Source organism: Rhizobium sp. Root1220 (assembly GCF_001426265.1).
GTDB lineage: Bacteria > Pseudomonadota > Alphaproteobacteria > Rhizobiales > Rhizobiaceae > Rhizobium.
Map to the genome: position 1 here is coordinate 254899 of NZ_LMDG01000037.1, position 11307 is coordinate 266205.

The window sequence follows — 11307 nt, forward strand, 5'->3', positions numbered from 1 at the left end:
GCGTCAACATTCTTTCTGTTTTTTCGCTGCCTTTGCGTGGAATTTGCGACCACCACCACTTATTTCGCGGCGTCGTCGTGAAAATGATTGTAAACCTGCTTGGCCACCGTTTCCGAAATCCCCTCGACGGCCATCAGATCCGAAAGCGCGGCGCGGGACACGGCCTTTGCCGTCCCGAAGTGCTGCAGCAATGCCCGTTTGCGGGAAGGTCCGATTCCACCGATCTCGTCGAGCGGGTTCTTGATCATTTCTTTCTTGCGCCGCGCGCGATGCGAGCCGATGGCAAACCGGTGCGCTTCGTCGCGCATGCGCTGGGTGAAATAGAGCACCGGATCGCGGGGCGGCAGGGTGAAGCTCTCACCCCCTGGCAGAAAGAAACGCTCGCGCCCGGCATCGCGATCGACGCCCTTCGCAACGCCGATTGCAATGACACTGTCGGTAATGCCGAGGTCGTCCAGAATCCCCCGAACTGCCGTCATCTGTCCCTGGCCGCCATCGATCAAAATGACGTCAGGCCAGGCAGGGAAGGGCATATCGGCAGCGTCAGCCGGCGACACCGTCTGGCTGCGATCCGGAATGCCCTCCTCCTTCATCAGCCGTGAGAACCTGCGGGTCATGACTTCGCGCATCATACCGAAGTCGTCGCCGGGGGTGATGTCGGTCGATTTGATGTTGAACTTGCGGTACTGGTTCTTCACGAAGCCCTCTGGCCCCGCGACAACCATACCGCCGACCGCATTCGTGCCCATGATATGAGAGTTGTCATAGATCTCGACCCGCTGCGGCAGATATGAAAGCTTGAACGTCTCCTTGAAGCCTTCAAGCAGGCGGGACTGGGACGCCGTCTCCGCGAGCTTGCGTCCATGGGCTTCGCGCGCGTTGCCTACGACATGGTCCACGAGATCGCGCTTTTCACCGCGTTGCGGCACGAGAATGGAGACCTTGTGCCCGGCCTTCTCTGCCAGTGCGGCGGAAAGCAGTTCCATCTCGTCCAACGTTTCTGAAAGCAGGATCTGCTTTGGCACCGGCTTGTCGTCGTAGAATTGCGCCAGGAAGGCGCTAAGCACCTCGGCGCCGGTCAGTTGCGGATCGGCCTTCGGGAAATAGGCGCGGTTGCCCCAGTTCTGCCCTGTGCGGAAGAAGAACACCTGAATGCAGGAGATGCCACCCTCGTGATGGATCGCAAACACGTCGGCCTCATCGACGCCGGCGGGGTTAATGCCCTGATGGCTGGAGACGTGCGACAGCGAGGCGAGGCGGTCGCGATAGACGGCGGCCTGCTCGAAATCGAGATCCTCTGCCGCCTGGTTCATCGCTTCGGCCATGTGTGCCTTCACCTTCTGGCTCTTGCCGGAGAGGAAGTCCTTGGCCTCCTGCACCAGTTCGCCATAACCAGCATCGCTGATTTCATGCGTGCACGGCGCCGAACAGCGCTTGATCTGGTAGAGCAGACACGGACGTGTGCGCGTTTCGAAGACGCTGTCCGTGCATGTCCGGATGAGAAACGCTCGTTGCAACGAGTTGATAGTGCGACCGACCGCGCCCGCCGAAGCGAAGGGACCGAAATAGTCCCCCTTGCGCGCACGCGCGCCGCGATGCTTCAATATGGCGGACGCCCGGTGATCGCCGCTGATCAGGATATAGGGAAAGGACTTGTCGTCGCGCAGCAGAACATTAAAGCGCGGCCGCAACCGCTTGATGAGGTTGGCTTCCAACAACAGCGCTTCGATCTCGGTCCGCGTCGTGACGAACTCCATATGCGCCGTCTGGCGCACCATCTGGGCGATACGATTGGAGTGGACACGGCCCATCGCATAGTTGCCGACGCGCTTCTTCAAGCTGCGCGCCTTGCCGACATAAAGTACGTCACCCGCCTCGTTGAACATGCGATAGACACCAGGGCTGTTCGGCAGCCGCTTGACGAATTCGGCAATCAGTTCGGCGCCGATCAACCCGGTCTCGTTGACGCCGCCTTCGTTCCAGTCGATTGCAGCCGAAAGCGGCGCAGCGGAGGCTTCGCTGTCCACTTCGATGTCGTCGTCGGTATCTTCGGTCTCGTCGTAAAGAACGCCGCCGTCCGGCAGCTTCCTTGAATTCATTCTGTAATCTCCGCCACGTCGGGCGTCTGCCAGGCAAGGTGCTGGCCGCCGTCGAGGGCAATCATTTGGCCGGTAATCGAGGGCGTTTCGTACAGGAAGCGAATCGTTTTGCCGAATTCCTCGAGTTTCGGCCCCCGCTTGAGAATAAGCGCTGAAACCTGCGCTTGGAAGTCTTCCTGCGACTGCCGTTCGCTTGGCATCGAGGGGCCGGGACCGATGGCGTTGACGCGGACGCGGGGCGCAAGCGCCTGCGCCATGGTCTGCGTCGCCGTCCACAAGGCCGATTTCGACAAGGTATAGGAATAGAAGCTAGGCCGCAGCGCCCAGACGCGCTGGTCGATGACGTTGACTACCAGTCCATCCATCTCCTGCGGCAGTTGCTCGGCAAAGTCCGCCGACAGAATCGAGGGCGCGCGGACATGGATTGCAAAATGCTCGTCCCACGCCTTGGCATCGATCTGATGAATGGAATCCTCGTGGAAAACCGAGGCATTGTTGACGAGAAGATCGATCGGGCCGATCGCCTCGGAAGCCTTTCGCATCAGTTCGCCGGTCTCGTCAAATTTCTCAAGGTCAGCTTGAACGGCGACAGCTCGGAACCCGTTCCGCCGCAATTCCGCCGCGAAATTTTCCGCCGCCTCGATAGAGCGGCTGGCGTGGATCGCGACCGAAAACCCATTGACGGCAAGATCTTCGACTATCGCCCTGCCTATTCTTTTAGCCGCGCCGGTGACCAATGCCGTTCGAAGTCTTGTGCCGTTCAAAATGGTGCCTCTTCATCGCGGGAATCTATGCGCTGCATATATAGGCGTGTGCGCCGACCTTATAAATAGGCGCAGCGATTGAGGAGAGGGATGGGATGTTGTGCGTATTATTTAAGAAGATGTTTCCATAAATTAAGTATTGCTGATTTAACCATTCGTTATGGTTAACAAATAGTTTGTTGCTGCAAAGCAACATCGAATTTCAGCCACCCGTAAGCCATAATCAAATCACAATTTGGCTCTTTCAAATCCTCAATTGGGCATCAGTTTCCGCCTCGATCCGAAGGGACATACGTAATTGCTCGCGAATGCTTCGCTGCGAAACAGTTTGGCGAAGGGCGCGGGTTTGATAAGGAGACGAGTATGCGTACTTTTATTGCTAGCCTGTTGGTTTCGACCGTTGCACTTGGTGGCTTTTCCGCTGCGCTCGCAGCAGACGCCGTTGACCAGATTCCGGAAGCTCCGATTGCTCAGAACGAGCCGGCTCCGGCAGCCAACTGGCAGGGCTTCTACCTCGGCGGTGCCGGCACCTACAACCTGGGCGGTTTCGGCAACAAGTACAACGCTCGTGCGCTCGGTGGTCAGATCTACAGCGGCTACAACTGGCAGCAGGGCCAGATCGTGTACGGCGTTGAAGCCGATATCGGCTATTCAGGTGCTGACGGCGCTGCTGGCAACGGCCAGGGCAAGAACGAAGTCAATGGCTCGGTTCGCGGCCGCGTCGGTTACGACCTGAACCCGTTCCTGCTCTACGGCACTGCTGGTCTTGCAGCAACCAAGAACAAGTTCAGCAATGCTGCTGGCTCTGACACCGATACCGCGCTTGGTTACACGGTTGGCGCTGGTGCGGAAACCTTCATCACGAACAACATCACTGCTCGTGTTGAATACCGCTACACCAACTATGCCAACAACGATTTCAACATCGGTGGCGCAAACATCTCGCGCGGCTATGACGAAAACAGCGTCAAGGTTGGCATCGGCATGAAGTTCTAAGCCGTTTCTCGAACCAAGAAGAAGCTGGGCCAAGCGCCCGGCTTTTTTGTTCGTACTAGTTGCTGGCCTTGCCGACGGTCACTTCGCCGAACTCGTCGATAATGACCGTCCAGCTTTCGGCCTCCGCATCGGGATCTGTCTTCAGGTGGACCATTGCGAACAGGCCGGGCTCCTTCAGCAGGCCGCTCGACTTCTCCGGACGGATGTCGGTCACGTAGGGTCTGAGGTCGTTCAGTTCCTGCAGTTCCACCGTCGATACGATGCTTGGCCCGTCTTCGCTCTGCGCAATCTGCTGGAGGTAGATCTTCGCGGTCCGATCGGCTTGGCGGACGGCGAAAAGCTTATAATAACCGTGGCGCGATTTCTTGTCCGTGTCAGTCGCTATCGCTGCTGGTGTGGAGGTGTCAGCGTGGGTGTAAGCTACAACCGGAGCGCTGCCATCGTCCTCCCAATAGCCTGTACTCGTGGCAAAGGTGATGGAGGCGGGCAGGATGGGGTCCCTGGCGTCCGCCGCAAACGGACTGATCGGCCAACCTGCCAACACAAGCGCGCAGATTGTCAGTCTTTGCACACCCATGGCCTCAATCCTCGAACTGTTCGGCAAGGATGCGGTCTGACCACGATCGATCGGGGTCTGAGAGTATCCGCGCCGTCATATCCTCGGATTGGGCGATGCGGATGTGCAGCACCGACTTGATCTCGGTGTTGTCGGCAACCGCGTTGACCGGCCGTTTCTCGTCCTCGAGGATATGGATATCGACAGTCACCTTGTTCGGCAGCAGCGCCCCGCGCCAGCGGCGCGGCCTGAATGCGCTAACCGGGGTCATCGCAAGCAGCGGGGCGTCAAGCGGCAGGATAGGGCCGTGCGCCGAAAGATTATAGGCGGTCGAACCGGCGGGCGTCGCGACCATCAGGCCATCGCAGATAAGCTCTTCGAGCCGCACCACCCCGTCGACCTCGACCCGCAGCTTTGCGGCCTGATAGGACTGGCGAAACAGTGAAACCTCGTTGATTGCAAGCGCGGTCGAATTCGTTCCGTCGGCGTTCGCCGTTGTCATCAGCAGCGGCCGAAACGTATTCTCCACCGCGGCATTGATCCGCTCCCGCAGGCCATCCGTTCGATAGTCATTCATCAGGAAACCGATGGATCCACGGTTCATGCCGTAGACCAGTTTTCCCGAATTCATCCGGCCGTGCAAGGTCTGCAGCATGAAACCATCGCCACCGAGCGCCACGATCACATCCGCCTCTTCGGTCGGAACATTGCCGTATATGCGAATCAGCTCGTCTCGTGCTGCGAGCGCCTCTGTGGCCGGGGAGGCAAGGAAACAAAACGTCTGAAAGGTGAGGCTCATGCAATGCCCTTTATGATGCCCGTCTAGCTAAATGATAACAGGTTCGCACGACAAGGCATTTTAAGGCATCAGCCGTTCGCCGGTGGCGTTTGGCCTACGCAACGTTGGTTTGATGGTGGCCGGGCTGCGTGCGAATAAACCTGTGCTTCCGATGCGACGCGGGTTTTTCGGGAACAGGTAGCAACGCGGCGAGGAAGCAGCGCCAAGCACAATAGTCCGGGGGCTGGGGTCTCGCCGAACTTGAAGTGTTTCCGCAACGATTGCATGAAACCATCTTGCCGTTCGGGTGTTTATGTCTCTGAAATCAATGGAGAATGCAATGAAGAGACTCATCGTCGCTGCAGCAATTGCCGTATCATCAATCGTCGCAACCACCGCGCCGTCCTATGCTGACAGCCTCACCATTCGTATCGGCGAACAGGGTCGAAGCAATTATCCCAACTACCATCGAGCCGACAATTATCGCAACGACCATCACCACCGGGTTCGTTATGATCGGTGCTGGAAGGAACCTTATCAGGTCCGCAGCCATAACCACGAGATTACGAAATATCGGACCGTTTGCCGATAGGCGCTAGAACCAAAGCGCAAGCAAGCCACCTCTGCTTTATTGAAGAGGTGGCTTATTTGTATCTGAGAGTAGGATGTCCACAATGCTGCGGTAGTTTTATTCAGGGCGGAACTGTTCGGCAGTCCTTCGTGCACGGCAATTATTGGAGCCGATCAGGACTGCCAGATCCGTACCCAAGGTGTCCCCTCTCTGGCCATCGTCGATTTAAGCACGCTGACGGCGCATTGACGGCGCTGCTTAGCGGATTGTCGTATGCGCGCCGCAATTACTGCTTCTCATTTTTTTTGGGAACGCGCCTCTTTGTAGTAGGGACGCTCTTTGCCTCTTCGGCCTCCCTGGCGAGTCTTAACTCGCGAAGTCGAGTTGTTTTGGCGTCTCTCGCCTTGTGATGTGCTTTGATCAGATCATGCGCTGCCTGAGTGGTACGATCCAACTTTTCGGTGCCTTTTAGGCCTATTTTCTGTTCTCTCATGAGGTTGATATAGTGCGCGATCCCTATGGGGCAACAAAGCGTCTGCTGATGCGCTGGTCGGCAAGGTCTAAACCAGAGAAGCACGGTGCAGGCCATCCTTCGTCGGGACGGGCTGCTTGGGGCGGATAATCAACTCATTGATATAACGTGGAACGAATCACTCAGTCGTTGGTTCATCTGTATTCTGTGTGGAGACGTAATTCCATGGAAAACGCTCGTACGCCAGTTCCGATCCTGCCGCTTCATGTTGAATTTGTTGGTGCAAGAAGGTGTCGTGAGGCTCACTCAGTCGACGATCTGGCGGCGCTTCTCTTGGGCGAGGACTGGCCGCAAGCGGGCAAGTCATCGGCAGCGTTTCATCGAGCCTTGGTCACGGCACTGGAAGCCATGGAATCGTATGTCGACGCGAGCACGGCTCGGGCTGCCTTCGTGGAGGCGGCTCACGCGGCCGGCATACCTATTTTCCCCGACGATACGGCAGGTATCAGGAAGGCCAGCTAGACAAAACTGCTGAAACGAAGGGAGTGCCGGGTCGAGGTGAAAAGAAGCCGCGTCCGGCCCTTTGTTTGCGACGGTAACCAGTTCATACGCTGCGTCGCAAGTGCGCAAAGGAAAAAGGCCGACACCTCCCTCGGCGCCGACCTTCCTCGATCTGTCTCGATAACAACTGCCAGTACATCCGTGGTCAGCCGTCAGAAACATGATGGGTTGAATGTAGCTCTTTGAAGGAATCGGTCAAGCGTGATGTCAGCACAGGTCGATCACCGCCGCGCTTGGCGACTTGCTGGCTTAAACGGCGTTACCGAGTACCTCAGATGTCCTCTGGGATGTATGCCTGGCTCTACAGGCAGCGGACATCCTGGTTGGTCTTCGGGAAAAGCACCCGTTCGCAGGGCTTCTCCCCGACACTGGGCTAGTAGAAGTTGTCACCGTCGCCGCGGACCGGGCCGATTCCGGCAGGGGTTGCGTAGGTTGTATTGCCTGCTCCGCCAGTGGTAGAGCATCCTGAAAGAGCGAAAACTGCCATTGCGATGGCGGCCAAAACATATTTGCGAGGCATCGCTTTGTCCTATCGTGGGAGACTGCACAGGCCCCAATGGCCAGAGTGAGGATTGTCCCTCAAACTATCGGCAATCGCAAGTGGGCGATGTGGGAGAAAAGCCGAGCCAGTGTGCTTCGCCGCTGCCGAGATTTCATCGCGGGCGCGTTTGTCCCGGCTTCGAGCCGTGCATGTTGCATGGATTCGCGGATTGCCGAAGGGGACGCCTGCAAATCAAGGAACTAGCTAAAACGAGCCGCAAAATGAAAAAACCGCCAACTAGGGCGGGTTGATCAATAAGCGCTTGATTTCGCTATGGAAAAATGGTGCCCCCGACAAGGTTCGAACTCGTGACCCCCTGATTACAAATCAGGTGCTCTACCAACTGAGCTACAAGGGCAATGCGTGCCAAGTAGCAGATTTTGTCGCGCTGTAAAGAAAAAATCCGCGCGGCGTTGAATTCGACACCAGAATTGATCGCGTCGGTCCAGTGTGAGCGACAAACAAGCACCATGCGCGCTCGTCGCATACTGGCCGCAGATGAGCGCCACGCGCCTTTCCTGCGACAGCCTTAACCTTTCAGATGCTGTCGCGCCGCATACATGGCGATTGCGGCTGCATTCGACACATTGAGGGACTTGATCTCGCCCGGCATGTCCAGCCTTGCGAGCGCGTTAACCGTCTCGCGCGTCTTCTGGCGCAGACCCTTGCCCTCGGAACCGAGTACCAGCGCTACCTTATGCCCCGAGAAGGTGCTCTCGAGAGGTGCCGGGCCTTCCGAATCCAGGCCGATGGTGAAGAAGCCGAGCTTTTGCAGTTCGCCGAGTGCATCTGCTAGGTTGGTGATCTGTATATAGGGAATAAGTTCCAGCGCGCCTGAGGCCGACTTGGCCAGCACGCCTGATTCCGTCGGGCTGTGGCGCTGCGTAGTGATGACGGCGCCTGCGCCGAACGCGACGGCCGAGCGCATGATGGCGCCGACGTTGTGCGGGTCGGTAACCTGATCCAGGACAAGCATCAGCGGACTGTTCTTCAGTGCCTCCAGGCGGCGCACCGGCAGGGGGCGCGTTTCCAGCATCACGCCTTGATGGATTGCCTCGGGACCGAGCACCTTGTCTATATCCTGCGGCGTCACGATCTCGACAGGAATGCCGAGGGCTTCGGCATCGACTTCCAGGCGTGCCAGCGCATTCTGCGTCACCGACAGTTTGATGCTCTTCCGCTCTTTGTTGTCGATCGCTGCCCGAACCGTGTGCAGTCCGTAGAGATAGACCTGATCGGGGGCGAGGTTGGGCGGTTTCCAATCATCGGCGGCGCGGCGGCGCTTTTGCGGTGCTGGGGTTGGTATTTCGCCACGTTCACGCTTGTTGTCGCGATGCGCCCGGCGCAGCGTTGCGTAATGCGTGTCCTTGGCGGACTTGTCTTCTGCGGGCTTGCCGCCGGTTTTATTGTCTTTGCTCATGCGGCTTTATAGCCGGGGCGCTTCTTTCCGTATAGGATTTCTTTAAGCAGCGGACCTTTCCGCCAGCCGTGAAGTTTTTCACATTTTTTCCGACGTCATCGTGTTGACATGAGGAAATCGTCCGGTCATATACGCGGCGCAGACCGAGGGGCGGCGACGCTTCGAAAGTCTGACGAGCTTGGTCTCGCGATCCGGACGAAAAACTGGAGAGATGCCCGAGTGGTTAAAGGGGACGGACTGTAAATCCGTTGGCTCAGCCTACGTTGGTTCAAATCCAACTCTCTCCACCATTCGTCATTGGATCGGATACCACCCCGCGGGTATAGCTCAATGGTAGAGCAGCAGCCTTCCAAGCTGAATACGCGGGTTCGATTCCCGCTACCCGCTCCAAGTTCCTCTCCCATTGAAATCTGCGAACTGATGGCTAATCAGTGCCACCGGCTTTTGTTGAACGTTCCGTATCAGCCCCACAGCAAGACGAAAGGCGAGGCAAGCGCGATGATGCCGGCAACTGTCCATCTTGTTCGCCCATAGGTGTTGAGCTCTTCCTTAGAAAGCCACTTTCGCACCGCCAGGAAGCCGATCGCGATGATGGCACTGTAGATCGCGGCGCGCAGCAGGATCGACCAGCCCCCTCCGAAAAGACCGATGGCGATCCCGAAGCCGGTGAGGGCGCCGAGAATACCGTACCCGACATCGAACATCAGTGTCGTGGTGGTCGAGAGGGGCGTGAGCATCTTCGGAAATGCGATCGCAACCGCGGCGGTCAAAAGCCAGATGGCGACGATAGCCTGCAATGTTGATGAACTGACGATCGAGGTAGCAAGAGCGGGAAGGCGTTCTGGCGTCGACAGGCGCACGACCTGGGCAATCCAGTCGATGGTCGCGGCCAGTATCCACAATACGAATGCGCAGGCGGCGAAAATCAGGAAGTTTGCTGCGGAGCGTTTTGCCATTTCCTTCGTTTCCATTGTCTTGTCCCCCAATAGTCTCTCAGCAGAGCGTCTCATGCAAAGTATTATCATATACTCAAGCGGTTGTGCTCGTTGTTCGGGAACATGCCTATCTTGCCATCCGGGGTGGATATTGCCAATCGGAGGTCTCGTCCCATATGCCTTCACGAGCCAGGAATACCGCCCGCAATTAGGTCTTGCGCAATTCCGCCGAAAGCCTTAAACGGCGGCACTAAACCGGTTCGCCGGGGTCATCCATTTCGTTCACAGGAAGCATTCAAATGGCAAAGAGTAAGTTTGAGCGCAACAAGCCGCACGTTAACATCGGCACGATCGGCCACGTTGACCACGGCAAGACGTCTCTGACGGCAGCGATCACGAAGTAGGTCGATCTCGTTCCATTGCTCGGTCACGTNAAATGGCAAAGAGTAAGTTTGAGCGCAACAAGCCGCACGTTAACATCGGCACGATCGGCCACGTTGACCACGGCAAGACGTCTCTGACGGCAGCGATCACGAAGTACTTCGGCGAGTACAAGGCGTACGACCAGATCGACGCTGCGCCGGAAGAAAAGGCTCGCGGCATCACCATTTCGACGGCGCACGTCGAATACGAGACGCCGGCTCGTCACTATGCTCACGTTGACTGCCCCGGCCACGCCGACTACGTCAAGAACATGATCACCGGTGCGGCGCAGATGGACGGCGCGATCCTGGTTTGCTCGGCTGCCGACGGCCCGATGCCGCAGACCCGCGAGCACATCCTGCTTGCCCGTCAGGTTGGCGTTCCGGCTCTGGTCGTGTTCCTCAACAAGGTCGACCAGGTTGACGACGCCGAGCTCCTCGAGCTCGTCGAGCTGGAAGTTCGCGAACTTCTGTCGTCCTACGACTTCCCGGGCGACGAAGTTCCTGTGATCAAGGGCTCGGCTCTGGCTGCTCTGGAAGACTCGAACAAGACCATCGGCGAAGATGCTGTTCGCGAACTGATGGCAGCTGTCGACGCTTACATCCCGACGCCTGAGCGTCCGATCGACCAGCCGTTCCTGATGCCGATCGAAGACGTGTTCTCGATCTCTGGCCGTGGTACGGTTGTGACCGGCCGCGTCGAGCGTGGCATCGTCAAGGTTGGCGAAGAAGTCGAAATCGTCGGCATCCGCGCCACCTCGAAGACGACGGTTACCGGCGTTGAAATGTTCCGCAAGCTGCTCGATCAGGGCCAGGCCGGCGACAACATCGGCGCTCTGGTTCGCGGTGTGAACCGTGACGGCGTCGAGCGTGGTCAGATCCTGTGCAAGCCGGGYTCKGTCAAGCCGCACAAGAAGTTCATGGCTGAAGCCTACATCCTGACGAAGGAAGAAGGCGGCCGTCATACGCCGTTCTTCACGAACTACCGTCCGCAGTTCTACTTCCGTACGACTGACGTGACCGGTATCGTTTCGCTTCCGGAAGGCACGGAAATGGTTATGCCAGGCGACAACGTCACCGTTGCCGTTGAACTGATCGTTCCGATCGCGATGGAAGAAAAGCTGCGCTTCGCTATCCGCGAAGGCGGCCGTACCGTCGGCGCAGGCATCGTCGCCTCCATCGTCGAGTAATC

At 57.8% G+C, this 11307-nt stretch carries 11 protein-coding genes and 3 tRNA genes; 7 read left to right on the top strand and 7 right to left on the bottom strand.

Going from position 1 to position 11307, the window contains the following annotated elements; translation table 11 throughout:
* Positions 1–59: 59 nt before the first annotated feature.
* Both uvrC and ASC90_RS27505 read right to left on the bottom strand, forming a co-directional pair.
* Positions 60–2099, bottom strand: coding sequence for an excinuclease ABC subunit UvrC (gene uvrC, locus ASC90_RS27500; protein ID WP_056547934.1), 2040 nt, complete (start codon positions 2097–2099; stop codon positions 60–62).
* The gene (locus ASC90_RS27505) at positions 2096–2863 is read right to left on the bottom strand and encodes an SDR family oxidoreductase (RefSeq protein WP_056547937.1); all 768 of its coding nucleotides are present in this window, start codon (positions 2861–2863) and stop codon (positions 2096–2098) included. Before ASC90_RS27505 ends, uvrC begins: the two co-directional genes overlap by 4 nt.
* 363 nt (positions 2864–3226) lie before the next feature.
* On the opposite strand from ASC90_RS27505, the gene ASC90_RS27510 reads away from it, so the two are divergent.
* Positions 3227–3859, top strand: coding sequence for an outer membrane protein (locus ASC90_RS27510; protein WP_056547938.1), 633 nt, complete (start codon positions 3227–3229; stop codon positions 3857–3859).
* Positions 3860–3914: 55 nt separating this feature from the next.
* Here the strand turns inward: ASC90_RS27510 and ASC90_RS27515 are convergent, their stop codons facing one another.
* Positions 3915–4436: a hypothetical protein gene (locus ASC90_RS27515; RefSeq protein WP_056547940.1), complete on the bottom strand. Its 522-nt coding sequence runs from the start codon at positions 4434–4436 to the stop codon at positions 3915–3917.
* Positions 4437–4440: 4 nt separating this feature from the next.
* Entirely contained in the window at positions 4441–5214 is a 774-nt protein-coding gene (locus tag ASC90_RS27520) for an NAD kinase (RefSeq protein WP_056547942.1), read from the bottom strand.
* A 319-nt stretch (positions 5215–5533) separates the two neighbouring features.
* On the opposite strand from ASC90_RS27520, the gene ASC90_RS27525 reads away from it, so the two are divergent.
* Together ASC90_RS27525 and ASC90_RS27535 are read left to right on the top strand one after the other, a co-directional pair.
* Positions 5534–5785, top strand: a complete 252-nt coding sequence (locus ASC90_RS27525) for a hypothetical protein (RefSeq protein ID WP_056547944.1) — start codon at positions 5534–5536, stop codon at positions 5783–5785.
* Positions 5786–6461: 676 nt separating this feature from the next.
* On the top strand, positions 6462–6758 hold the full coding sequence (locus ASC90_RS27535) for a DUF982 domain-containing protein (protein WP_056547951.1): 297 nt from the start codon (positions 6462–6464) through the stop codon (positions 6756–6758).
* An 862-nt stretch (positions 6759–7620) separates the two neighbouring features.
* Here ASC90_RS27535 and ASC90_RS27540 read toward each other — a convergent pair.
* Together ASC90_RS27540 and rlmB are read right to left on the bottom strand one after the other, a co-directional pair.
* Positions 7621–7696: transfer RNA gene (locus tag ASC90_RS27540), tRNA-Thr, on the bottom strand.
* A 171-nt stretch (positions 7697–7867) separates the two neighbouring features.
* Positions 7868–8758 carry a 23S rRNA (guanosine(2251)-2'-O)-methyltransferase RlmB gene (gene rlmB / locus ASC90_RS27545; protein ID WP_056547955.1) on the bottom strand — a complete coding sequence of 297 codons (891 nt, stop codon included), beginning with the start codon at positions 8756–8758 and terminating at the stop codon, positions 7868–7870.
* 205 nt (positions 8759–8963) lie between these two features.
* Between rlmB and ASC90_RS27550 the strand changes: the two genes are divergently transcribed.
* Both ASC90_RS27550 and ASC90_RS27555 read left to right on the top strand, forming a co-directional pair.
* Positions 8964–9048 (top strand) — tRNA-Tyr (locus tag ASC90_RS27550).
* Positions 9049–9074: 26 nt separating this feature from the next.
* Positions 9075–9148, top strand: a tRNA-Gly gene (locus ASC90_RS27555).
* Between the two features lie 71 nt (positions 9149–9219).
* Here ASC90_RS27555 and ASC90_RS27560 read toward each other — a convergent pair.
* The gene (locus tag ASC90_RS27560) at positions 9220–9729 is read right to left on the bottom strand and encodes a hypothetical protein (protein ID WP_056547958.1); all 510 of its coding nucleotides are present in this window, start codon (positions 9727–9729) and stop codon (positions 9220–9222) included.
* Between the two features lie 263 nt (positions 9730–9992).
* On the opposite strand from ASC90_RS27560, the gene ASC90_RS28590 reads away from it, so the two are divergent.
* Positions 9993–10097, top strand: coding sequence for a GTP-binding protein (locus ASC90_RS28590; protein WP_082520064.1), 105 nt, complete (start codon positions 9993–9995; stop codon positions 10095–10097).
* Positions 10098–10129: 32 nt separating this feature from the next.
* The gene (gene tuf, locus ASC90_RS27565) at positions 10130–11305 is read left to right on the top strand and encodes an elongation factor Tu (protein ID WP_056547961.1); all 1176 of its coding nucleotides are present in this window, start codon (positions 10130–10132) and stop codon (positions 11303–11305) included.
* Positions 11306–11307 lie beyond the last annotated feature (2 nt).